The sequence below is a fragment of the Streptomyces sp. NPDC031670 genome (genome assembly GCF_055580545.1).
The window spans coordinates 40,965-64,321 of sequence record NZ_JBVILC010000012.1 but is presented as its reverse complement, the minus strand read 5'-3'; the positions used below and the strand labels follow the sequence as shown (position 1 = coordinate 64,321).

Here is a 23,357-nt window from a genome sequence, read left to right as displayed (position 1 = left end):
GTGGTACGCCTTAGAGTGGCGGCAACTACCGTGCCGTCTGAGATCTGAGGAACACGTGCGCCGACTTGCCGGCCTGCTCGCCGTCCCGCTGCTGCTGGTTGCCACAGCCGCCTGCGGAAGCGACGACAAGGGCTCCGACTCCACCTCCGACTCCGCCTCGATGAAGAACGGCCTGCCCGCCATCACCGCGGGCGCCAAGGTCGGGGAGAAGCCGACCCTCGCCAAGGGCGAGGGCAACCCGCCCAAGGCCCTCAAGGTCAATGTCATCAGCGAGGGCAAGGGGGCGGCGCTCAAGAAGAACGACGCCGTGTCCGTGAACTACCTCGGCCAGGCCTGGGACTCGGACAAGCCGTTCGACAACAGCTTCGACCGCAAGCAGCCCTTCACGCTGACCCTCGGCGCCGGCCAGGTCATCAAGGGCTGGGACCAGGGCCTGGAGGGCCAGAAGGTCGGCAGCCGCGTCGAGCTGGGCATCCCGCCGGAGCTCGGCTACGGCGCGCAGGGCCAGGGCGACAGCATCAAGCCCAACGCCACGCTGGTCTTCGTCGTGGACATCGTCAAGGCGACCACCATCCCCACCTCCGCCAAGGGCAAGGAGGTCGCGCAGGACGACAAGGACCTGCCGAAGGTCGGCACCAACACCGACGGCAAGGCGCCCTCGCTGACCATTCCCAAGAGCGACGCCCCCAAGAAGCTGGTCTCCGACTACGTGCTGGAGAGCGACGGCGACGTGGTCAAGGACACCGACAGCGTGGTCCTGGCGTACGAGGGCTTCCTGTGGAAGGACAGCAAGAAGTTCGACAGCACCTACGACCAGGGCAAGACGCAGACCTTCGCGCTGCCGAACCTGACCCTCAAGGGCCTCAAGGCCGGTCTGATCGGCAAGAAGGTCGGCAGCCGCATCCTCGTCGTCATCCCCCCGGACCAGGGTCTGGGCGACAAGGAGCAGTCCGGTATCCCGGCCAACTCGACCATGGTCTTCTCGATCGACATCCTGTCCAAGATGTGACGGCGGGGATGTAAGACTGTCCCGGTTGCCCTGCACGTATTCAAGAGGAGCAGTTCAGTGAGCATCGAGAAGCCCGAGATCGACTTCCCCGAGGGCGAGCCGCCGGCGGACCTGGAGATCAAGGAGATCTGGGAGGGCGACGGCGACGTCGCCAAGGCGGGCGACTACGTGAAGGTCCACTACGTGGGCGTCGCCTTCTCCACCGGTGAGGAGTTCGACTCCTCCTGGAACCGCGGCACCCCGCTGGAGTTCCAGCTCGGTGTCGGCCAGGTCATCCAGGGCTGGGACAAGGGCGTGCAGGGCATGAAGGTCGGCGGTCGCCGTCAGCTGACCATCCCCGCGCACCTCGCCTACGGCGACCGCGGTGCCGGTGGCCGGATCGCGCCGGGTGAGACGCTTATCTTCGTCTGCGACCTGGTCGCTGTCTGATCACACCCGATCACACCGAGGGCCCGTGCCGTCCGGCACGGGCCCTCGGCTTTTGCCCCGACACCCCGGGGCGGTACGGTCAACGGTCGGAGCAGCGGATTCGAGGAGAGGCGAAGGGCGTCGATGGCGATTGCCAAGGCCGAGCGGCTGATGAACCTGGCGCTGTGTCTGCTGGGGACGCGCCGTCCGCTCAGCAAGCGCGAACTGCGCGGTTCCATCGAGGCGTACGTCGAGGCCGCCGGCCCGGAAGGAAGCTCGGCCGGGTCGGACGACGCCTTCAACCGGATGTTCGAGCGCGACAAGGACGATCTGCGCGAACTCGGCCTGGTCATCGAGACGGTGGAGAACCTCGACGGCGAGACCGGGTATCTGGCCCGCCGCGACTCCAACCGGCTGCCGCCGGTCCAGCTGGACGCCGAGGAGGCGGCGGCGCTCGGACTCGCCGCCCGGGTCTGGCAGCAGGCCCGGCTCGCGGGCGCGGCCAGCGGCGCACTCCAGAAGCTGCGCGCCGCCGGAATGCCGGAAGCCGACAACCCGTACGAGCACAGCGCGATCGAGCCACGCATCCCGGTCCACGAGGCCGCCTTCGAGCCCCTGATGCTGGCCTGCCGCGACCGCCGCCCCGTCGTCTTCGAGTACCGCAAGGCCACCGCCGCCCGCCCCGGCACCCGCCATGTCGAGCCGTGGACTCTGGAGTGCTGGCGCGGCCACTGGTATCTGGCGGGCTGGGACCGCGACCGGGGCGCCGAGCGGGTCTTCCGGCTCTCGCGGATCACCGGCAAGGTGCGCTCGCGGGCCGGCTCCTTCACCGCGCCGGTGCCCGACGTGGTGACCGTGCGCGAGACCGTGGAGACCTGGGCGGGGGAGACCGCCACCCGTTCCGCGCGGATCCGGCTGCGCGCCGGCGCCGGCTACCCGCTGCGCTCGCGGGCCACCGCGACGCGGGAACTCGGCGACGGCTGGGACGAGTTGGAGATTCCGTACGGGCACGGGCTGGACGCCTGGCTCGTGGAGTTCGGCCCCGATGTGGTCGTGCTGGAGCCCGCGGACCTGCGGGCCGACGTGGTGGACCGGCTGCGCGCCGTGGCCAAGGGCTGAGGGGAACCGGACGACCATGGCTGCGAACGCCATCGACCAGACGCGGCGGATGCTCTCCCTCGTCACCTATCTGCGCGAGCGGCCCGGTGCGCACGTCGCCGACGTCGCCCGCGCCTTCGGGATCAGCGAGGACGAGCTGATCTCGGACCTCGACGTCCTGCCCATGTGCGGGACCAGCTTCCGCGGCGGCGACCTGCTCGACATCGACACCGACGGCGACCGCATCTGGTGGCGCAATCCCAACGCGCTGGGCGCCGAGGCGGCCGAGCCGCTGCGGATCGCCGCCGACGAGGCGACCGCGCTCCTGGTCGCGGCCCGCGCGGTGGCGACGCTGCCGGGGCTGCGCGAGGGCGACCGCCAGGCGCTGCTTCGCGCCACCGCCAAGCTGGAGGCGGCGGCCGGGGAGGCGGCGGGCGCCAGCTCCCGGCTCTCGGTGACCTTCGAGTCCGAGGGCGGGGTCTTCGCCGAGGTCGACCGGGCGATCTCGGAGCGGCGCCGGCTGTGGGTGCGCTACTACTCGCCCGCGCGCGACGAGCTCACCGAGCGCGAGGTCGACCCGATCCGGCTCTTCGCCGTCGGCCACACCTATATGGAGGCGTGGTGCCGCCTCTCCGAGGCGCGCCGCACCTTCCGCCTCGACCGGGTGGCCGAGATCCGTCTGCTCGACGAGCCCGCCGCGCCGCCCGAGCTGGAGCTGCGGGACCTCTCCGAGGGGCTGGTGCAGCCCGCCGCCGAGGACCCCGAGGTGGTCGTCGAGGTGGGGCCCGGCGGGCGCTGGGTGGCGGAGTACTACCCGCACGACAGCGCCGAGGAGCTCCCCGACGGCGGTCTGCGGATCACCCTGCGCACCCCGGAACCCGCTTCGTTGCGGCGCCTGGCGCTGCGGCTGGGCCGCGACGGCCGGATCGTCGCCCCCGGCGAACTGGCCGAAAGTGCCCGTGGTGCGGCGCTGGCGGCGCTGGCGGCGTACGAAGAGCAGAGCGCGTACGACGGAGAGAATTGAGGAGATAAGCGGAACATGTCGGTGATGCCCGGTATTTCCCGTCAGGTGGCCGCAGTCCAGTCGGTGCTCTTCAAGGCCGCCTGCCCCGACTGCCGTGCCCGCATCGAGCTGGCCGCGGGGGCGCTGCGCCTGGCCATCGGCGCCAGCCGCCGTACCACCTTCTACTCCTTCACCTGCCCCGAGTGCGGCTCCGCCGTCCGCAAGCCGGCCGGTGAGCGCGTCGTCGAACTCCTCACCGGCGGAGGGGTCAACACCCTCCGCCTCCACTCCAGCGTCTAGGGTCCGCTCATGTTCTGGCCGATGACCGCCATCGCCGTCGGGTTCCTCTCCATCGCCGTCCTCGGTGTGCTCGCGATCAAGGTGTTCGTCGAGGCGCAGCGGCTCGGCCGGCAAGTGGCCGACACCACAAGGAGGATCAACAGAGCCGCCGAGGAGCTGGAGAGCGCCGCAGTTGCACTCTCCGGTACCGCAGAGACCTCGCGGTGACCGGTGGGGACTCCTGTGTGTCCGTCCCTTTGGGTACGCTTCAGAGCGCGGACCACGCAGCGAGGCAGTGGCCCGCGTCCGTGAGGACGCACGGGGATTGCCCGGTGTTCACCCCTGCGCGTTACGATCGCTGCACGCAACCGGTCGGACACCAGTCCGACCGGGACCCGCAGCCCCACCCACGTCGCCTCGGTGAGAAGGTAAAAGCTTATGTTCGGAAGGCTCGGAGCCCCCGAGATCATTCTCATCCTCGTCGTCATCGTCCTGTTGTTCGGCGCGAAGAAGCTTCCGGACATGGCGCGCTCGCTCGGCAAGTCCGCGCGCATCCTCAAGAGCGAGGCGAAGGCCATGAAGTCCGACGGCCAGCAGCCCGCCCCCGCCGACCCGCCGCACCCGGGCGAGCAGCCGCCGGTGCAGCGCACCATCCGGTCGGCCCCCGGCGACGTCAGCAGCTCGCGTCCCGTCACCGAGCCGACCGACTCCACCCGCTGACACCTGGGCCGAAGCAGGCGCTGATCACCAAGGTGCCCTGCCGCACGAGATGAGGACGTGGGTTGCTGAAGTCTGCCCGCAAACAGCAGAAGGACCCGGAGGGGCGGATGCCCCTCTCGGACCATCTCCGTGAGCTGCGCAACCGGCTCGCCAAGGCGGTTCTCGCGATCCTGGTCTGCGCCGTGGTGGCGGCGTTCTACTACAAGGACATCGTCGACCTGATCATCAAGCCGGTCAGGGAGTCGGTCGGCTGCAAGGAAGCGTTCGACACGCTGTCCCAGAAGGACAGCAAGGACCACTGCGGCAACGTCACGATGTCCGGCCTCATGTCGCCGTTCACGTTGATGATCAAGACGTCCCTGGTGGCGGGCGTCGTCGGGGCCAGCCCGGTCTGGCTCTACCAGCTCTGGGCGTTCGTCGCCCCGGGCCTGCACAGGAACGAGAAGAAGTACTCGCTGGGCTTCGTCGCGGCCGGCTTCCCGCTCTTCCTGGCCGGCGGCTGGTTCTCGTACCACGTCCTGCCCGCGGCGGCGAAGGTCCTCCTGGAGTTCACCCCCGACGGCGCGCTGAACCTGCTCCCGCTCAACGAGCTCATCGACCTCGTGCTGCGGATGATCGTCGTCTTCGGCCTCTCCTTCGAGCTGCCGCTCTTCCTGATCATGCTGAACTTCGGCGGTGTTCTCACCGGCCGCCGGATGCTCGGCTGGTGGCGCGGCATGATCATGGGCGTCACGGTCTTCGCGGCCTTCGCGACGCCGACCGTCGACCCGGTGTCGATGCTGTCGCTGGCGACCCCGATCGTGCTGCTGTACTTCATCGCCGTCGGCATCTCGTTCCTCAACGACAAGCGCCGCCGTGAGCGCGCCGCGTCCGGCCCCGCCGACGACGAGGCCTCCGACCTCGACCTCACGCCCTCGGACATCGGTGGCATCGAGCCCGTTCCCACCCCGTCCCTGCCCGAGCAGGCGGACGCCAACCGCCCCGGCAGCCGGGTCAACGGGTACGACGACGTCACCTGACGCCCCTGCGTGAGGCGGCCGGGCGCGCACGGCGCGCACCCGGCCGCTTCGGCGTTTTGGGCCCCCGCGCGCTCCCTCGCGGGGCACCGGTCCCGATAAAGATCGCGACCTGTGTCAGAGGCGCCGGGTAGGCTCGAAGACAAGATGACAGAGGACCTCTCACCAGCCGAAGCGTACGCAGCTGCCCGGCTCCGCGCCGCCGAGCAGGCCACCGCGCTCGCACCCTTCCGCGACCTGTACGAGTTCGATCTGGACCCCTTCCAGATCGAGGCGTGCCGGGCACTCGAGACCGGCAAGGGGGTGCTCGTGGCCGCCCCGACCGGCTCCGGCAAGACCATCGTCGGCGAGTTCGCCGTGCACCTGGCCCTCCAGCAGGGCCGCAAGTGCTTCTACACCACGCCGATCAAGGCGCTCTCCAACCAGAAGTACGCCGACCTGGTCAGACGCTACGGCGCGGACAAGGTCGGCCTGCTCACCGGCGACAACAGCGTCAACTCCGAGGCGCCGGTGGTCGTGATGACCACCGAGGTGCTCCGCAACATGCTCTACGCGGGCTCCCAGTCGCTGCGCGGCCTGGGCTATGTGGTCATGGACGAGGTGCACTACCTCTCCGACCGGTTCCGGGGCGCCGTCTGGGAAGAGGTGATCATCCACCTGCCCGAGTCGGTGACGCTGGTGTCGCTGTCGGCGACCGTGTCCAACGCGGAGGAGTTCGGCGACTGGCTGGACACCGTGCGCGGCGACACCGAGGTGATCGTCTCCGAGGAGCGCCCCGTCCCGCTCTGGCAGCATGTGCTGGCCGGCCGGCGGATGTACGACCTCTTCGAGGAGTCCACCGACCACGGCGGCCGTGGCGGCGCCCGGCGCGAGGTCAACCCGGACCTGCTGCGCATGGCCCGGATGGAGAACCAGAAGACGTACAACCCGCGCGAGCGCAGACGCGGCAAGATGGTCCGCGAGGCCGACCGCGAGCGCGAGCGGCGCCAGCGCTCCCGGATCTGGACGCCGGGCCGCCCCGAGGTCATCGAACGGCTCGACGCCGAGGGCCTGTTGCCCGCCATCACGTTCATCTTCAGCCGCGCGGCCTGCGAGGCCGCCGTCCAGCAGTGCATGTACGCGGGTCTGCGCCTCAACGACGAGGAGGCGCGCCGGCGGGTGCGCGAGATCGTCGAGGAGCGCACCGCCTCCATCCCCGGCGAGGACCTGAACGTCCTGGGGTACTACGAGTGGCTGGAGGGCCTGGAGCGGGGCATCGCGGCCCACCACGCGGGCATGCTGCCCACCTTCAAGGAGGTCGTGGAGGAGCTGTTCGTGCGCGGCCTGGTGAAGGCCGTCTTCGCCACCGAGACGCTCGCCCTGGGCATCAACATGCCCGCCAGGACGGTGATCCTGGAGAAGCTGGTGAAGTGGAACGGCGAGCAGCACGCCGACATCACCCCCGGTGAGTACACCCAGCTGACCGGCCGCGCCGGGCGCCGCGGCATCGACGTCGAGGGCCACGCCGTGGTGCTCTGGCAGCGCGGCATGGACCCGGGCGCGCTCGCGGGCCTGGCCGGCACCCGGACGTATCCGCTGCGCTCCAGCTTCCGGCCCTCGTACAACATGGCGGTGAACCTGGTCGAGCAGTTCGGCCGGCACCGCTCGCGCGAGCTCCTGGAGACCTCCTTCGCGCAGTTCCAGGCGGACAAGTCCGTCGTCGGCATCTCCCGCCAGGTGCAGCGCAACGAGGAGGGCCTGGAGGGCTACAAGGAGGGCATGAGCTGCCACCTCGGGAACTTCGAGGAGTACGCGCGGCTGCGCCGTGACCTCAAGGACCGTGAGACGGAGCTCGCCAAGCAGGGCGCCGGCCAGCGCCGGGCCGCCGCCGCCGCCTCCCTGGAGCGGCTCAGGCCCGGAGACGTGATCCATGTGCCGACGGGCAAGTTCGCCGGTCTCGCGCTCGTGCTCGACCCGGGCATCCCGGCCGGGCGCTCCAACGGCCACCGCGGCTTCGACCAGCACGACGGGCCGCGCCCGCTGGTGCTGACCGCCGAGCGGCAGGTCAAGCGGCTCGCCGCGATCGACTTCCCGGTGCCGGTGGAGGCGATCGAGCGGATGAGGGTCCCCAAGTCCTTCAACGCGCGCTCGCCCCAGTCCCGCCGCGACCTCGCCTCCGCGCTGCGCACCAAGGCCGGCCACATCGTGCCCGAGCGCCACCGCAGGGGCCGCGCCGAGGCCGCCGACGACCGCGAGATCATGCGGCTGCGCGCCGAGCTGCGCGCCCACCCCTGCCACGGCTGCGACGAGCGCGAGGACCACGCGCGCTGGGCCGAGCGGTACCACCGCCTCCAGCGCGACACCCGGCAGCTGGAGAAGCGCATCGAGGGGCGGACGAACACCATCGCCCGCACCTTCGACCGGATCGTGTCACTCCTGACCGAGCTGGACTATCTGCGCGCGGACGAGGTCACCGAGCACGGCCGCCGTCTCGCCCGGCTCTACGGCGAGCTGGACCTGCTGGCCAGTGAGTGCCTGCGCGCGGGCGTCTGGGAGGGCCTGAGCCCGGCCGAGCTGGCCGCGTGCGCCTCGGCGCTGGTCTTCGAGGCCCGCCAGGCCGACGACGCGGTGGCGCCCAAGCTGCCCTCGGGCGCGGCCAAGGCGGCGCTCGGCGAGATGGTCCGCATCTGGGGCCGCCTCGACGCGCTGGAGGAGGACCACAAGATCAACCAGACCGAGGGCGTCGGCCAGCGCGAACCGGACCTCGGTTTCGCCTGGGCCGCCTTCCAGTGGGCCTCCGGCCAGGGCCTGGACGAGGTGCTGCGCGAGGCGGAGATGCCCGCGGGCGACTTCGTGCGCTGGTGCAAGCAGGTCATCGACGTACTCGGCCAGATCGCGGCGGCTGCCCCCGGCACCTCCGCGGGCAGCACGGTCTCCAAGAACGCCCGCAAGGCGGTGGACGCGCTGCTGAGGGGCGTGGTGGCATACAGCTCGGTGGGGTGAGCCCTCCGGGCGGGTCTGCGTCTGGGGGTTGGTGGGGCGAGCCCTCCGGGCAGGGTGTGTGTCTGCGGGTTGGTGGGGGCTGGTCGCGCGGTTTTCCGCGCCCCCAGGTGCCCAGGGGCGCGGGAAACCGCGCGAGCAACCCAGCACGGTCCGCGGAGAGATCCGGGCCGGAGGTGCGGCCCGACCACCGTCCCCCGTCACGCACGGGGGCCGGGCGGAGCCCAGGGGAGGGACTCAGGGGAAGGGGATCGAGGGGGAGGGGGCTGCGCCCCTCCCCGTCGTTACGCGGACTCCTGCTCCCGCTCCACCTGCGCGTTCCACTCCCGCTTGACCGCGCGCCAGGCCTCGTCGCTCTGGCCCAGGCGCCAGTAGCCCGAGATGGAGAGGCGGTCGCGGGGGATGCCGCGCTCCAGGCGCAGATGGCGGCGGAGCTCCTTCACGAAGCCCGCCTCGCCGTGGACGAAGGCGTGGACGTCGCCCTCGGGGAAGGCCAGTTCCCGGACGGCGGCGATCAGGGGCTCGCCCACCGGGGCGTCGCCGCGGTGCAGCCACGTCACCTCCACCCCCTCGGGGGCGAGGATCTTCTGCTCCTCCCCGGGGCCGGGGACCTCCACGAAGGCGTGGACGAGCGCGCCCGGGGGCAGCGCCTCCAGCGCCGCGGCGATCGCCGGGAGGGCGCTCTCGTCGCCCGCCAGGAGGTGCCAGTCGGCGGCCGGGTCCGGGGCGTACCCGCCGCCGGGACCGGAGAAGCGGAGGACGTCCCCGACCTGGGCGCGGGCGGCCCAGGGGCCGGCCAGGCCCTCGTCGCCGTGGACCACGAAGTCGATGGTCAGCTCGTCCCGCTCGGCGTCCCACGCCCGGACCGTGTACGTCCGGTTGCTCGGCCACTGGTCGCGCGGGAACTCGGCGCGCACCCGCTCCAGGTCGAAGGGCTCGGGGTAGGTCACCCCGGGCGCCGGGAAGAGGAGCTTCACATAGTGGTCGGTGTACCCGTCGAGGGCGAAGCCGCTCCCCGCGGCGCCTTCCAGGACCAGCCGGACCATGTGCTCGCTGATCCACTCGGTGCGGACCACACGTGTCTCGTGGGCCCGGGGCCCCTTGCGGGCCGGTCGTTCCGCCACAGCGTTCTCCCCTGATGTGTGCCGGCCCGTCTGGCCGGCACGCTGAACCGTCTGCTCTTCTTAGGTTTGCCTAAGTTAGCATCCCGGCTCCCCGGGGCTCACCCTCAATTTCCCGGCCTCCCCGCCGCTCAGCGCCCCAGCGTCGTGAGCAGCCGGGTCAGCGAGCCCCCCAGTCCCCACCGGTGCGCCAGCTCGTCCACCGTCTCCGGATGCAGGGCCTCGGCCGGGAGCGCCGGCTCGAACACGGGCAGCGGCACGTCCAGCGCCACCCGGACCACCTTCGGGGCCACGTCCAGATAGGCGGCGGCCTCGACAATCCCCCGGCGCTTGGCGGGGGTGAGACGGGAGGTGCGGTCCACGGCCGCCGCGCGCACGCCCGCCAGGTCGCCGTACTCGGTGATCAGCTGTGCGGCGGTCTTCTCGCCGATGCCCTTGACGCCCGGCAGACCGTCGCTGGTGTCGCCGCGCAGGGCCGCGAAGTCCGCGTACTGATCGGCCCGCACCCCGTACTTCGTACGGATCAGGTCCTCGTCCACCACATCGCAGTCGCCCACGCCCTTGCGCGGGTAGAGGACCCGCACCCCGCGCTTGTCGTCGACCAGCTGGAACAGGTCGCGGTCGCCCGTGACGATGTCCACCGGGCCGGGCGCCGCCGCGGCCAGGGTGCCGATCACGTCGTCCGCCTCGAACCCGGCGACGCCGACCCGGGCGATCCCCAGCGCGTCGAGCACCGCCTCGATCACCGGGACCTGCGGGGCCAGCGTGTCCGGGACCTCCTCCTCGTCCGGGACCCCCCCGGCCGTCTCCACCGCCACCCGGTGCGCCTTGTACGACGGGATCAGCTCCACCCGCCACTGCGGGCGCCAGTCCGCGTCCATGCACGCCACCAGGTCGTCCGGGTGGTGGTCCTGGACCAGGCGGGTGATGAAGTCGAGCAGGCCGCGCACGGCGTTGACCGGGGTGCCGTCCGGGGCCCGGACCGAGTCGGGGACCCCGAAATAGGCCCGGAAGTACAGGGAGGCGGTGTCGAGGAGCATCAGGCGTCGCGTCACACCCCGATGATGCCGCACGGCACTGACAGTCTCCGGGCAGCCCAGTGAGGTGGGTCACCTTTCCGTTTGCTCCGGGTAAGGGCGGGAAGGCGCCGCGCCGGAGCGGACCCTCGTATCGGTTACCACGAATACGGCACCGCATGCACAGGGCGACGGACCGATTCCGCGCCGCTCCACGGCCCGCCGGCGGGGGAGGCGGGCCGTTCTCCGTCCTATCCGTGAGGTAGATGTGTCCACGCTGCAAGCCGAGCAGCTCTACAAGGTGTTCGGGCGACGACCCGACGACGCGGTACGCAGGCTCCAGGCCGGAGCCGACCGTGACGAACTGCGGGCCGACGGGACGACCGCGGCGGTCATCGACGCGTCGTTCACGGTCGAGCCCGGCCAGATCTTCGTCGTCATGGGGCTCTCCGGGTCCGGGAAGTCCACGCTGCTGCGGATGCTCAACGGGCTCCTGGAGCCCACCTCGGGCCGCGTGCTCTACGACGGGCAGGACCTGACCGGCCTGAGCCCGCGCGAGCTCCGCGCCGTCCGCTCCACCAAGATCAGCATGGTGTTCCAGCACTTCGCGCTCTTCCCGCACCGCAGCGTCCTGGAGAACGCCGCGTACGGCCTGGAGGTCCAGGGCGTGCCGCGCGCCGAGCGGGAGAAGCGCGCCGCCGAGGCCCTGGAGCTGACCGGCCTCGCGGGCTGGGGCGACTCCTGGCCCGACGAGCTCTCCGGCGGTATGCAGCAGCGCGTGGGCCTGGCCCGCGCGCTGGCCACCGACGCCGACCTGCTCCTCATGGACGAGTCCTTCAGCGCGCTCGACCCGCTGATCCGGCGCGACATGCAGGACCAGCTCCTCGTCCTCCAGAAGCGCCTGAAGAAGACCATCGTCTTCATCACCCACGACCTCAACGAGGCCATGCGGCTCGGCGACTCCATCGCCGTCATGCGCGACGGGCGGATCGTCCAGCTCGGCAGCGCCGAGGACATCCTCCTCACCCCGGCCAACGACTACGTCGCCTCCTTCATCCAGGACGTCGACCGCTCCCGGGTGCTCACCGCCCTGTCCGTGATGACCGAGCCGCACCGCCCGGACGCCGGGAACTGCGACTGCGAGACCGTCACCGCCGACACCAGCGTCGCGGACCTGTGCGCGGTCGCCGCGCGCGTGCCGCACCCCGTGGCCGTCAAGGACGACGAGGGTTCACTGCTCGGCGTCGTACCGCGGGAGCGGCTGATCGCCTTCCTCGGGGACGACAAGCGCGGGCCGGTCGTCTGCTCGGCCCAGGAGGTGGCCCATGCCTAGGCTTCCTCTCGGCGAGTGGGTGGACAGCGCCGTCACGTTCCTCCAGAGCCATCTCTCCTGGCTGTTCGACGCCATCACCAAGGTCGTCAACGGCATGTACGACGGCATCGACGCCGTCCTGTCCGCGCCCCACCCGCTGCTCTTCGCGGGCATCCTCGCCGTCGTCGCCTGGTGGCTGCGCGGTCTGGTCGCCGGTGTGCTCGCCTTCGGCGGGTTCGCGCTGGTCGACTCGATCGAGCTGTGGGACGAGGCGATGTCGACGCTGTCGCTGGTCCTGGTGGCGACCGTCGTCACGCTGGTCCTCGCGGTACCGCTCGGCATCTGGTCGTCCCGGTCCAAGGCCGTGAGCGCGATCAGCCGCCCGCTCCTGGACTTCATGCAGACCATGCCCGCCATGGTCTATCTGATCCCCGGCATCATCTTCTTCGGTGTAGGCGTGGTCCCCGGCATCATCGCCACCATCGTCTTCTCGCTGCCCCCGGGCGTGCGGATGACGGAGCTCGGCATCCGCCAGGTCGACCCCGAACTCGTCGAGGCGGCCGAGGCGTTCGGCACCACCCCGCGCAACACCCTGCTCAGGGTCCAGCTCCCGCTGGCGCTGCCGACCATCATGGCGGGCGTCAACCAGGTCATCATGCTGGGCCTGTCCATGGTCGTCATCGCGGGCATGGTCGGCGGCGGCGGCCTCGGCGGCGCGGTCTACCGCGCCATCGGCAACGTCGACATCGGCCTCGGCTTCGAGGCGGGCATCTCCATCGTCATCCTCGCCATGTACCTCGACCGGATGACCGGCGCGCTCGGCCGCCAGGTCTCGCCGGTCGGCCGCCGGGCGCTGGCCCGCGCCAAGTCCTCCGGCGCCAAGGTGTGGAACCACCGCCCGCGGCCCGCCGTCGCGGCCGTCGGCGTGGTCGTCCTCGCGCTGGTGGCCGGCGGCATGGGCATGTTCGGCTCCTCGACCACCGCCACCGCCTCGGGTGCCGAGAACGTCGGCAAGGGCAAGAAGGTCTCCCTGGGCTACATCCCCTGGGACGAGGGCATCGCCTCCACCTTCCTGTGGAAGGAGCTCCTGGAGCGGCGCGGTTACAAGGTCGACACCAAGCAGTACGAGGCGGGCGCGCTCTACACCGGTATGGCCGGCGGCCAGATCGACTTCGAGACGGACTCCTGGCTCCCGGTCACCCATGCCACGTACTGGCAGAAGTACCACGACAAGCTGGAGGACCTGGGCGGCTGGTACGGCCCGACCTCCCTGGAGCTGAGCGTGCCCTCCTACATGAAGGGCATCGACTCGCTGGACGACCTCAAGGGCAAGTCCGGACAGTTCAAGGGCAGGATCATCGGCATCGAGCCGAGCGCCGGGATGATGGGCCTGCTCAAGGACAAGGTCCTCAAGGAGTACGGCCTGGACGGCGAGTACAAGGTCGTCGACGGCTCCACGCCGTCCATGCTCGCCGAGCTCAAGCGCGCGTACGCCAAGAAGGAGCCGATCGCGGTGACGCTCTGGTCGCCGCACTGGGCGTACAGCACGTACGACCTGAAGAAGCTCAAGGACCCCAAGGGCAGCTGGGGCAAGGGCGACGGGGTGCACACCCTGGCCCGCAAGGGCTTCACGGGCGACAACCCGAAGGTCGGTGCCTGGCTGAAGGGCTTCAAGATGACCGAGAAGCAGCTCACCGGTCTCGAAGCGAAGATCCAGTCCACCGGCAAGGGCAAGGAGCAGCAGGCGGTCCGCGCCTGGCTCGACGACAACCCCGGCCTCGCGGACAAGTGGACGCCGGTCGGCTCGTAGCGACCGCCGCGCGCGGTGGCGGACGGGCGAAAGGTTTCGGCCGTCCGTGCCAGGAGCGGGGCCCCGCCGGACACCGGCGGGGCCCCGCTCGCGCGCCGGTGCCCAGCACGCCGGGCGGACACTCTTCTTCCGCGTGATGGTGCCCCGGGGCGCCGAAGCTGCGTAGGGTGCAGGCAGTGCGGCGGCCGGAGTGGAGCCAGGTGACGGGGAGGGAGCCGGAGAGATGGACGACAAGGAAACTCTTCGGGTGGGAGTCGCGGTGCGGCGGCTGCGGCGCGAGCTCGGGATGACACTCGCGGCCGTAGCGCAGCGCAGCGGCCTCTCGGTGCCCTTCCTGAGCCAGATCGAGAACGAGCGGGCCCGCCCCAGCGCCCGTTCGCTGGCGCGCGTGGCCGACGCCCTGGGCACCACCGTGCCCGAGCTGTACGACGCCGCCGACACCGCGCGTACCGTCGAGGTCGCCCGCGCCGAGGACGGGGACGGCGGCGGGGTCCGCCAGCTGCTGCGCGGCCACCACCAGCTGCACGCCATGGAGTTCACCGGCGAGCACGACACCGCGCGCGAGTTCCAGCACCGCAACGACGAGCTGATGTACGTGGCCGACGGCGCCGTCGAGGTCGAGGCGGAGGGGCGCGCCTACCGGCTGGAGCGGGGCGACACCCTGTGCCTGTCCGGCGGGGTCCGCCACCGCTGGCGCGCGGCCGTGCCCGGCACCCGCATCCTGCTCGTGGCCGTCGCCGACCACATCGAGGCGATCGAGGAGACCCGCCACTGATGGTCCGCCGCGCGGGCGGCCCCCGGGTGGTGTCGCTGGTGCCCTCGCTCACCGAGGCGGTCGAGGCCACGGCCCCGGGGCTGGTCGTCGGCGCCACCGACTGGTGCACCCACCCGCCCGGCCTCGCGGCGGCCCGGATCGGCGGCACCAAGAACCCCGACACGGACGCCGTCGCCGCACTCCGCCCCGATCTGGTGATCGCCAACGAGGAGGAGAACCGGCAACCCGACCTGGACGCCCTGCGCGCGGCGGGGCTGGATGTCCTGGTCACCGAGGTCCGCGACCTGGACCGGGCGTTCGCCGAGCTGCACCGGGTCCTGGTGGACGCCTGCGGGCTGCCCCGGCCCCGCTGGCTCGACGAGGCGCGCGAGGCCTGGGAGCGGGTGGCCCGCCCGTCCGAGCCGGTCGCCGCGGTGGTGCCGGTGTGGCGCCGCCCCTGGATGGTGCTGGGCCGCGACACCTTCGCGGGCGACCTGCTGGCGCGGCTCGGCGTGCGCAACGTGTACGCGGAGCACGCCGAGCGGTATCCGCGCGTCCCCCTGGAGGAGCTGCGGGCCGCCGGGGCGGATCTGGTGGTCCTCCCCGACGAGCCCTACCGCTTCGCCGCCGACGACGGCCCCGAGGCGTTCCCCGGGCTCCCGGCCGCGCTGGTCGACGGCCGGCTGCTCACCTGGTACGGCCCCTCCCTGGCGGCGGCCCCGGGCGCGCTCAGCGCGGCGCTGCGAGCAGCCGTCCGCTGAGCAGGCCGCGTACCGTGTGGACGCCCGCCACCAGCCACGCGGCGACCAGCAGCGCGTACAGGCCGCAGGCGAGCCAGCTGAACGCGGTCAGACCGGTGTGGTGGGCCAGGCCCTGGGCGCCGGTGACGCAGGTGCCGACGGGGAAGGTGAACGCCCACCAGGTCATCGCGAAGGGCATCCCGGAGCGGGCCGCGCGCACCACCATGGCCGCCGCCAGGGCGAGCCACATCAGGGCGAAGCCCGTCACGGGCACGCCGTAGACCACGGCGAAGGCGCCCAGCGCGCCCGCGTAGGGGGCGCCGACCGCGCCGGGGGCCACGTCCGCGAGCTTGTTGACGGCGGTGGTGGACTGGCCCAGCGGCCCGAGGACCAGGAACAGCGCCGGGGTCAGGACCAGCGGCAGCGGGCCCTCGTGGACCAGCCGGGCGAAGACCACCGGGAGCAGGACCAGCACGGCCAGCAGGCTCATGCCGAACAGGGCGTACGAGCCGAGCAGCATCGCCTCACGGGGCTGGCCGGCCGGGAGGTGCGGGACGAGCAGGGCGCCCAGGGTCGCGGAGACCATGGGGGCCACCACGGGCAGCAGCCAGACCGGGGAGGCCGTGCCGGGGGCGACCTGGTGGCGCACCACCATCAGATAGGGGATGCCCACGGCGACGACGAGACCGGTGGCGGTGCCGATCGCGTACAGCGCCCAGGCCAGCGGCACCGCGGCGCCCTCCCCGATCAGGTCCTTGCCGACGGTGAGGGCGCCGATGCCGACGGCCAGGAACGCCATCGACATACATCCGTGGAAGGGGGCGACGGCCGGGTCCAGGAGATGGGCGCGGGCCTGGTCGCGGTGGTGGCGCCAGTGGGCGGCGCGGGCCGCGGCGAGGACGGTGAGCATGGCCAGCGACAGGGCCCACACCAGCGTCAGCCCCGGCACCCGGAACGGCAGCCCGGCGCCCGCGCCCGCGACGATCGCGGTGCCCATGACCACGGCGTACCAGTTCGGGCCGAGGTGGCGCAGGGGGGTGCGGCGCGCGGTGAGCGCCGGGGGGCGGGGCTGGGCGAGGGTGACCATGTGTCCACCTTCGCGGCGGTACGCGGGGGCCACCAGACCCGCTCTTCCTATGGGGACATAAGCTGGGTTTATGAGTATGAGCAGTGCGGAGGACGCCGGCCCGCTCTCCCGGCGGGTGCCCGATCTGGGCGCGATGGAGCTGCTGATCGCGGTCGCCCGGCACGGCAGCCTCGGGCGCGCCGCACGCGATCTGGGGATCACCCAGCCCGCCGCGAGCAGCCGCATCCGCTCGATGGAGCGCCACCTCGGCGTCGCCCTGGTCGACCGCTCGCCGCGCGGCTCCCGGCTGACCGCCGAGGGCGCGCTGGTGACGGACTGGGCCCGGCGGGTGGTGGAGGCGGCCGAGGCGTTCGACGCGGGCGCCCAGGCGCTGCGCGGGCGGCGCGACTCGCGGCTGCGGGTCGCCGCCAGCATGACCATCGCCGAGTACCTGCTGCCCGGCTGGCTGATCGCGCTGCGCGGCGAACGCCCCGGCACGGCCGTCTCGCTGCTCGCCGGGAACTCGGCGTTCGTGGCCGAGCGGCTGCTGTCGGACGAGGCGGACCTCGGGTTCGTGGAGGGCCTGGCCGTGCCGGCCGGGCTCGACGGGGCCGTGATCGGCCACGACCGGCTGGTGGTGGTCACCGCCCCCGCCCACCCGTGGGCCCGCCGCCGCGCCCCGCTGGGAGCCGCCGAACTGGCCGCGACCCCGCTCATCCTGCGCGAGGAGGGCTCGGGCACCCGGCAGGTCCTGGACGCGGCCCTCGCGGACCTGGGCGGGGTCGCCCGGCCGCTCCTGGAGCTCGCCTCCACCACGGCCGTGAAGGCGGCGGTGGTGAGCGGGGCGGGGCCCTCGGTCCTGAGCGAACTCGCCCTGGGGGAGGAGCTGGCGGCCCGCCGCCTCGTCCGGATCCCGCTGGAGGGGCTGCTGCTCCGCCGCGATCTGCGCGCGGTCTGGCGCACCGCCCACCGCCCCACAGGCCCGGCCCGCGACCTGCTGTCGCTGACCCGGTCGGGGCCGGGGCCCGCTCAGTAGGCCATCGCCGCGGTACGGGCCCGCGCCGCCGCCACCAGCGCCTCCATCACCTTGGTGTCCTCGCCCAGCTCCGGGTGCCACTGGACGCCCAGCACCCAGGCCTCGCCCGGGAGTTCGACCGCCTCGACGGTGCCGTCCTCCGCGCGCGCCGACACCACCAGCGTCCGCGCGAGCCGGTCCACGGCCTGGTGGTGGTAGGTCGGCACGGACGCCTCGTCCGGCTCGACGGCCGCGTACCGCGTGCCCGGCTCGGGGCGTACGGTGTGGCGGCCGACGACGCCGCGGCCACCGGTGTGCCCGTCCAGGTGCTGCACCAGGGTGCCGCCCAGCACCACGTTCAGGAGCTGCATGCCCCGGCAGATGCCGAGCAGCGGGGTCCCGGAGGCGAGGGCGGCCTCGATCAGGGCGCTCTCCCAGGCGTCCCGCTCCGGTGCGGGCGGCCCGGTCCGGGCGTCGCGGGCGGCCCCGTACCGTACCGGCTCCACGTCCGGGCCCCCCGCCACGACCACGCCGTCGAGCCGGGCCACCACCTCGGCCGCCGACGCCGGGTCGTCCGGCGGCAGCATCGCCGTGAGGCCGCCCGCGGCCCGGACCAGGCGCGGATAGGCGGCGGGCAGCAGGGCGGCCGGCCAGTGCCACACCCCCCAGCGCACCGACTCCTCCAGATAGGTGCTGACACCGATCAGTGGCCGTCCCACCGCGTCCTCGCTCTCCTGCCGCCGCTCGACACTCACCCGCGCTCCAGCTCCGCCTCCGCCGCCGCCAGCGCCGCGAACTCCTCCTCGGGGGCCCGCGCCACCAGGTGCCTTCGGCTGTAGAGGCCGAAGTACCCGATGGCGACCGCGTACACCCCGAGCGCGATCAGCGCCGCCACCACGTCCACGAGGAACGTGGCCACCAGCGCCGCGCACGCGAGGACCAGCGCGACCGACGAGGTCAGTGCTCCTCCCGGCGTACGGTACGGCCGCTCCAGCTCCGGTTCGCGGCGGCGCAGCACGATGTGGGACAGCGACATGAGTGCGTACGAGACGGTGGCCCCGAAGACCGCGGCGTTCAGCATCCGCGCCCCGTCCCCGGTCGCCGCCGCCAGCGAGAAGGCGATCGCGCCGGGCACCAGCAGCCCGAGGTAGGGCGCCCTGCGGCGGCTGGTCAGGGAGAGGAAGCGGGGCAGATAGCCCGCCCGGGACAGCGCGAACAGCTGGCGCGAGCCCGCGTAGATCAGCGAGAAGAACGAGGCCACCAGGCCCGCGAGGCCCGCGTAGTTGACGACCCGGCTGAGCGCCGTGGCCTTCCCGTCCGGCTGGAGCGCCTCCACCAGCGGGTTGCCCGCGTCCTGGATCGCGGCCGAGCCGCGCGCGCCCGCCGAGGCGAGGAAGGTGAGCAGGGCCAGGACCACCAGGATGGCCATGGACCAGCGGATCGCCTTCGGGAGCGTCCGGGCCGGGTCGCGGGTCTCCTCGGCGGCCAGCGGTACGCCCTCCACACCGAGGAAGAACCACATGCCGAACGGGAACGCCGCCCAGATGCCCATCACGCCCATCGGCAGCCAGGAGTTCGCGCCGACGGCGTCGTGGTGGACGGCGATGTCGTCGAGCCGGGAGGCGTCGAAGTCGAGGAAGGCGCCGACCGCGAAGACGAGCAGGGCCGCCACCGCGACGCCCGTCACCACGAAGCTGAACCGCAGCGCCTCGCCCACGCCCCACAGATGGATGCCGATGAAGACGACGAAGCAGGCGAGGTAGACGGGCCAGCCGGAGGTGAGTCCGAACAGCCCCAGGGACTCGACGTAGTCGCCGATGAAGAGGGAGATGGCGGCCGGTGCCAGGACGTATTCGATGAGGATGGCCGTGCCGGTCAGGAAGCCGCCCCAGGGGCCGAGCGCGCGGCGCGCGAAGCCGTAGCCGCCGCCCGCCGTGGGCAGCACGGAGGAGAGTTCGGCGAGCGAGAAGACCATGCAGACGTACATCAGGCCCATCAGGGCCATGGCGATCGCGAGGCCGCCGAAGCCGCCCTCGGCGAGGCCGAAGTTCCAGCCGGAGTAGTCACCGGAGACGACGTAGGCGACGCCGAGACCGGTCAGCAGCAGCCAGCCGGCGCTGCCTCGGCGCAGCGTACGGCGCTCCAGGTAGTCGTCCGCCGGTTCGGCGGGGCGGGGCGTGGCGGATTTTGTGGACTCCATGGTCATGACGCGGCTCCCGACGGGGGACGGGGTCAATGGACTGGGGGCATACCTTTGCGGGGAACCCGGCCGGAAAGCAAGCCCCGTGCGTTACGTCGGGGTAAACGGGTGCGCGTCCGAGGGGCCGTGTGGAGGGGCGCCGCGGTCCCGGACGCCCTATAGGGGCGCGGGTGGTGACACCATGCGGCTCCGCCGCGTGGGCGCGAGCGACCCACCACGGCCCGCGGGCGAAGGCATCACGTGAGGAACCCCCGCAACAGCGCCGCGGTGCCGGCGCAGTGCTCCCGCATCATCTCCCGCGCCCCGTCAGCGTCCCCGTCGAGCACCGCCTCGACCAGCGCGGTGTGCTGGCGCTGGGAGTGCTCCAGGTTCCGTACGAGCAGCGGAATGCAGTCCAGCAGGTCGTTCACGGTCGCGCGGACCGCCGCGTACTGGGCCGTCAGACTCGGTGAGCCGCAGAGCTCGGCGAGGGTCAGGTGCAGCAGCGTGTCCTGGCGCCGGTAGTCGGTGAGCGGCGCGTCGTGCGTGCGGGCCAGCGCCTCACGCAGGCGCTGCGCCTGCTCGTCGGTGAGGCCGTGCGTCGCGCACAGCCCGGCCGCGCCCACCTCCAGGACCTCGCGGAAGCGCAGCGCGTCCTCCACATCGGCCCCGGCCACCCGCCGCCGCAGCTCGTCCTCGCCGGGCGTCGCGGCCCTGGGCAGCACGAACGTTCCGCCGTAGCGACCGCGCCGCGCCTCCACCAGGCCCTGGTCGGTCAGCACCTTCAGGACCTCGCGCAGGGTCACCCGGCTGATGCCGAGACGTTCGGCCAGCTCCCGCTCCGACGGCAGCCGCTCCCCGCCGGGCACCAGGCCCAGGCGGACGACCTGGAGGATCTGCTCCAGCGCCTCCTCGAAGCCGTTGCCGGCCCGTACCGGCCGCAGCACCGCGGCGAGCCGGTCCCCGAAATCCGGTCGCGACATCTGGCCGCACCCCCTTCCCAAGCAATGGTTCTCGGCAATACCTTATGGCTCCCGGCTGACCGAAGGAGGCTTTTCCCGTGGCAGACCGCACACCCCCGCTCGGTATCGAGGCGCTGCGCGCCCTCGTCGAGAGCGGCGAGATCGACACTGTGGTCCTGGCCTTCCCCGATATGCAAGGGCGGCTCCAGGGCAAGCGGTTCGCCGCACGGTTCTTCCTCGACGAGGTGGCCGCCCACGGCACCGAGGGCTGCAACTACCTCCTCGCCGTGGACACCGAGATGAACACCGTCGACGGCTACGCGATGTCGTCCTGGGAGCGGGGGTACGGCGACTTCGCCATGCACCCCGACCTCGCGACCCTGCGCCGGGTCCCCTGGAACGAGGGGACCGCGCTGCTCATCGCGGACCTCGCCTGGAACGACGGCTCGCCCGTCGTCGCCGCGCCGCGCCAGATCCTGCGCCGCCAGCTCGACCGGCTCGCCGCGCTCGGCCTGAACGCCCAGGTCGGCACCGAGCTGGAGTTCATCGTCTTCCGCGACAGCTACGAGCAGGCGTGGGACGCCGACTACCGGGGCCTGACCCCGGCCAACCAGTACAACATCGACTACTCGGTGCTCGGCACCGGCCGGATCGAGCCGCTGCTGCGCCGCATCCGCAACGAGATGGCGGCGGCGGGCCTGACGGTCGAGTCCGCCAAGGGCGAGTGCAACCCCGGCCAGCACGAGATCGTCTTCCGTTACGACGAGGCCCTGGTCACCTGCGACCAGCACGCCGTCTACAAGACCGGCGCCAAGGAGATCGCCTCCCAGGAGGGCGTCTCGCTCACCTTCATGGCGAAGTACAACGAGCGCGAGGGCAACTCCTGCCACATCCACCTCTCGCTCACCGATGAGGACGGCCGCAACGTCATGGGGGGCGACGGCCCCGGCGGAATGTCACCGCTGATGCGCCACTTCCTTGCGGGACAGCTGGCCGCACTGCGGGACTTCGCCCTGCTGTACGCGCCGAACATCAACTCCTACAAGCGCTTCCAGCCCGGCTCCTTCGCCCCCACCGCCGTCGCCTGGGGCCACGACAACCGCACCTGCGCGCTTCGGGTGGTCGGCCACGGCCCCTCCCTGCGGTTCGAGAACCGGCTGCCCGGCGGCGACGTCAACCCCCACCTCGCGGTCGCGGGACTGGTCGCGGCGGGCCTGTACGGCGTCGAGCACGAGCTGGAGCTGCCCGACGCCTGCACCGGCAACGCCTACACCGGCGACTACGAACACGTCCCGACCACCCTGCGCGAGGCCGCCGAGCTGTGGGAGAACAGCCCCATCGCCAAGGCCGCCTTCGGGGACGAGGTGGTCGCCCACTACCGCAACATGGCGCGCGTCGAGCTGGACGCCTTCGACGCCGCGGTGACCGACTGGGAGCTCCGCCGCTCCTTCGAACGCCTGTGAGGCCCGCAGTGTCCGACGCGTACGACCCGAACGCCCCTACCGGCCCGTACGAGCACCAGGTGCTCAACCCCGCGACCGAGGAGGTCCTCGCGACCGTCCCCGCCGCCACCGCGAGGGACGTGGACGCGGCGGTAGCGCGGGCCGCGCGGGCCCAGGAGAAGTGGGCGGCGCTCGCCCCCGCCGACCGCGCCCGGCTGCTGCGCCGCTTCGCCGCCGCCGTCGACGGCCACCTCGAAGAACTCGCCCAGCTGGAGGTCCGCGAGGCCGGACACACCGTCGGCAACGCCCGCTGGGAGGCCGGCAACGTCCGCGATCTGCTCGACTACGCGGCCGGGGGAGTGGAGCGTCTGACCGGCCGGCAGATCCCGGTCGCGGGCGGCATCGACCTCACCCTGCTCGAACCGCTGGGTGTCGTCGGCGTCATCGCGCCCTGGAACTTCCCGATGCCGATCGCCGCCTGGGGCACCGCCCCCGCGCTCGCGGCCGGCAACGCGGTGATCCTCAAGCCCGCCGAGACCACCCCGCTCACCGCCCTGCGGCTGGCCGAGCTCGCCCTCGTGGCGGGGCTGCCCGACCACCTCTTCCAGGTGCTGCCGGGCGCGGGCGCCGTCGCCGGGGACGCGCTCGTCGAGCACCCCGGCGTGGCCAAGATCGTGTTCACCGGCTCCACCCGTGTCGGCAAGCAGATCATGGCCAAGTGCGCCCAGCGCGTGAAGCGGGTCACGCTCGAACTCGGCGGCAAGAGCGCCAACATCGTCTTCGCCGACGCCGACGTCGAGGCCGCCGCGCTCGCCGCCCCCATGTCCTTCCTCGACAACAGCGGCCAGGACTGCTGCGCCCGCACCCGCATCCTGGTCCAACGGCCCGTCTACGACCGCTTCCTGGAGCTCCTCGCCCCCGGCGTCGAGTCCGTCGTGGTCGGTGACCCGGCCGACGAGAAGACCCAGATGGGCCCGCTGATCTCACGGACCCAGCTGGAGCGGGTGCGCGCCTACGTCCCCGCCGAGCTGCCCGGCATCCGGGGGACCGCCCCCGAGGGGCCCGGTTTCTGGTTCGCGCCCACCGTCCTCACCGGCACGGCGCCCGACGCCCCCGTGGCGGTCGAGGAGGTCTTCGGACCGGTCGCCGTCGTCCTGCCCTTCGACGACGAGGCCGACGCCGTGGCGCTGGCCAACGCGACCGAGTACGGACTGTCCGGCTCGATCTGGACCCGTGACGTGGGGCGCGCGCTGCGGGTGTCCGGCGCCGTCGCGGCCGGCAACCTCTCCGTCAACTCGCACTCCAGCGTGCGCTACTGGACCCCCTTCGGCGGCTACAAGCAGTCCGGCCTGGGCCGCGAACTCGGCCCGGACGCGCTGGCCGCCTTCACCGAAACCAAGAACGTCTTCATCAGCACGGAGGCCTGAG

At 72.4% G+C, this 23,357-nt stretch carries 22 protein-coding genes; 16 read left to right on the top strand and 6 right to left on the bottom strand.

Going from position 1 to position 23,357, the window contains the following annotated elements; genetic code table 11:
- The first annotated feature begins 55 nt into the window (after positions 1-55).
- The 9 genes from ACZ5ID_RS22465 (at position 56) to ACZ5ID_RS22425 (ending at position 8,515) form a co-directional block, all read left to right on the top strand.
- The gene (locus ACZ5ID_RS22465; RefSeq protein ID WP_406552428.1) at positions 56-1,009 is read left to right on the top strand and encodes an FKBP-type peptidyl-prolyl cis-trans isomerase; all 954 of its coding nucleotides are present in this window, start codon (positions 56-58) and stop codon (positions 1,007-1,009) included.
- Positions 1,010-1,066: 57 nt separating this feature from the next.
- On the top strand, positions 1,067-1,438 hold the full coding sequence (locus ACZ5ID_RS22460) for an FKBP-type peptidyl-prolyl cis-trans isomerase (protein WP_468900711.1): 372 nt from the start codon (positions 1,067-1,069) through the stop codon (positions 1,436-1,438).
- A 123-nt stretch (positions 1,439-1,561) separates the two neighbouring features.
- Complete coding sequence (locus ACZ5ID_RS22455) at positions 1,562-2,536, top strand: helix-turn-helix transcriptional regulator (RefSeq protein ID WP_468900708.1); 975 nt, start codon at positions 1,562-1,564, stop codon at positions 2,534-2,536.
- 16 nt (positions 2,537-2,552) lie between these two features.
- On the top strand, positions 2,553-3,539 hold the full coding sequence (locus tag ACZ5ID_RS22450; RefSeq protein WP_468900706.1) for a helix-turn-helix transcriptional regulator: 987 nt from the start codon (positions 2,553-2,555) through the stop codon (positions 3,537-3,539).
- A gap of 24 nt (positions 3,540-3,563) precedes the next feature.
- The gene (locus tag ACZ5ID_RS22445) at positions 3,564-3,818 is read left to right on the top strand and encodes a hypothetical protein (RefSeq protein ID WP_468900703.1); all 255 of its coding nucleotides are present in this window, start codon (positions 3,564-3,566) and stop codon (positions 3,816-3,818) included.
- A gap of 9 nt (positions 3,819-3,827) precedes the next feature.
- Positions 3,828-4,025, top strand: coding sequence for a hypothetical protein (locus ACZ5ID_RS22440; RefSeq protein ID WP_468900700.1), 198 nt, complete (start codon positions 3,828-3,830; stop codon positions 4,023-4,025).
- A gap of 210 nt (positions 4,026-4,235) precedes the next feature.
- Positions 4,236-4,517 (top strand): Sec-independent protein translocase subunit TatA, encoded by a 282-nt coding sequence (gene tatA / locus ACZ5ID_RS22435; protein ID WP_406552422.1) that lies wholly within the window; start codon positions 4,236-4,238, stop codon positions 4,515-4,517.
- A 62-nt stretch (positions 4,518-4,579) separates the two neighbouring features.
- Positions 4,580-5,536: a twin-arginine translocase subunit TatC gene (gene tatC / locus ACZ5ID_RS22430; RefSeq protein WP_406552421.1), complete on the top strand. Its 957-nt coding sequence runs from the start codon at positions 4,580-4,582 to the stop codon at positions 5,534-5,536.
- Between the two features lie 144 nt (positions 5,537-5,680).
- Complete coding sequence (locus ACZ5ID_RS22425) at positions 5,681-8,515, top strand: DEAD/DEAH box helicase (RefSeq protein WP_468900696.1); 2,835 nt, start codon at positions 5,681-5,683, stop codon at positions 8,513-8,515.
- 281 nt (positions 8,516-8,796) lie between these two features.
- Here the strand turns inward: ACZ5ID_RS22425 and ACZ5ID_RS22420 are convergent, their stop codons facing one another.
- Entirely contained in the window at positions 8,797-9,636 is an 840-nt protein-coding gene (locus tag ACZ5ID_RS22420; protein ID WP_468900693.1) for a siderophore-interacting protein, read from the bottom strand.
- Positions 9,637-9,764: 128 nt separating this feature from the next.
- Entirely contained in the window at positions 9,765-10,673 is a 909-nt protein-coding gene (locus ACZ5ID_RS22415; RefSeq protein WP_468901092.1) for a 5'-3' exonuclease, read from the bottom strand.
- 244 nt (positions 10,674-10,917) lie between these two features.
- On the opposite strand from ACZ5ID_RS22415, the gene ACZ5ID_RS22410 reads away from it, so the two are divergent.
- The 4 genes from ACZ5ID_RS22410 to ACZ5ID_RS22395 all read left to right on the top strand — a co-directional run bounded on the left by ACZ5ID_RS22410 (position 10,918) and on the right by ACZ5ID_RS22395 (position 15,286).
- Positions 10,918-11,982, top strand: a complete 1,065-nt coding sequence (locus ACZ5ID_RS22410; protein WP_468900691.1) for a quaternary amine ABC transporter ATP-binding protein — start codon at positions 10,918-10,920, stop codon at positions 11,980-11,982.
- Positions 11,975-13,771 (top strand): ABC transporter permease/substrate binding protein, encoded by a 1,797-nt coding sequence (locus ACZ5ID_RS22405; protein ID WP_468900689.1) that lies wholly within the window; start codon positions 11,975-11,977, stop codon positions 13,769-13,771. The genes ACZ5ID_RS22410 and ACZ5ID_RS22405 overlap by 8 nt, the downstream gene beginning before the upstream one ends.
- A 223-nt stretch (positions 13,772-13,994) precedes the next feature.
- Complete coding sequence (locus ACZ5ID_RS22400; protein ID WP_468900686.1) at positions 13,995-14,546, top strand: helix-turn-helix domain-containing protein; 552 nt, start codon at positions 13,995-13,997, stop codon at positions 14,544-14,546.
- Positions 14,546-15,286, top strand: a complete 741-nt coding sequence (locus tag ACZ5ID_RS22395; protein ID WP_468900684.1) for a helical backbone metal receptor — start codon at positions 14,546-14,548, stop codon at positions 15,284-15,286. The genes ACZ5ID_RS22400 and ACZ5ID_RS22395 overlap by 1 nt, the downstream gene beginning before the upstream one ends.
- Here ACZ5ID_RS22395 and ACZ5ID_RS22390 read toward each other — a convergent pair.
- Entirely contained in the window at positions 15,255-16,352 is a 1,098-nt protein-coding gene (locus ACZ5ID_RS22390; protein WP_468900682.1) for a TDT family transporter, read from the bottom strand. The genes ACZ5ID_RS22395 and ACZ5ID_RS22390 overlap by 32 nt on opposite strands.
- 70 nt (positions 16,353-16,422) lie before the next feature.
- Between ACZ5ID_RS22390 and ACZ5ID_RS22385 the strand changes: the two genes are divergently transcribed.
- Positions 16,423-17,367: a LysR family transcriptional regulator gene (locus ACZ5ID_RS22385; protein WP_468900679.1), complete on the top strand. Its 945-nt coding sequence runs from the start codon at positions 16,423-16,425 to the stop codon at positions 17,365-17,367.
- Here ACZ5ID_RS22385 and ACZ5ID_RS22380 read toward each other — a convergent pair.
- From ACZ5ID_RS22380 to ACZ5ID_RS22370, 3 genes are all read right to left on the bottom strand, one after another.
- Complete coding sequence (locus tag ACZ5ID_RS22380; RefSeq protein ID WP_468901090.1) at positions 17,361-18,065, bottom strand: gamma-glutamyl-gamma-aminobutyrate hydrolase family protein; 705 nt, start codon at positions 18,063-18,065, stop codon at positions 17,361-17,363. The two genes, ACZ5ID_RS22385 and ACZ5ID_RS22380, sit on opposite strands and share 7 nt — an antisense overlap.
- A gap of 32 nt (positions 18,066-18,097) precedes the next feature.
- The gene (gene eat / locus ACZ5ID_RS22375) at positions 18,098-19,552 is read right to left on the bottom strand and encodes an ethanolamine permease (protein ID WP_468900676.1); all 1,455 of its coding nucleotides are present in this window, start codon (positions 19,550-19,552) and stop codon (positions 18,098-18,100) included.
- Between the two features lie 230 nt (positions 19,553-19,782).
- Positions 19,783-20,508 carry a FadR/GntR family transcriptional regulator gene (locus ACZ5ID_RS22370; protein WP_468900673.1) on the bottom strand — a complete coding sequence of 242 codons (726 nt, stop codon included), beginning with the start codon at positions 20,506-20,508 and terminating at the stop codon, positions 19,783-19,785.
- A gap of 77 nt (positions 20,509-20,585) precedes the next feature.
- Between ACZ5ID_RS22370 and ACZ5ID_RS22365 the strand changes: the two genes are divergently transcribed.
- Both ACZ5ID_RS22365 and ACZ5ID_RS22360 read left to right on the top strand, forming a co-directional pair.
- Positions 20,586-21,950, top strand: coding sequence for a glutamine synthetase family protein (locus ACZ5ID_RS22365; protein ID WP_468900670.1), 1,365 nt, complete (start codon positions 20,586-20,588; stop codon positions 21,948-21,950).
- An 8-nt stretch (positions 21,951-21,958) separates the two neighbouring features.
- Complete coding sequence (locus ACZ5ID_RS22360) at positions 21,959-23,356, top strand: aldehyde dehydrogenase family protein (RefSeq protein WP_468900668.1); 1,398 nt, start codon at positions 21,959-21,961, stop codon at positions 23,354-23,356.
- The last annotated feature ends 1 nt before the right edge of the window (position 23,357 follow it).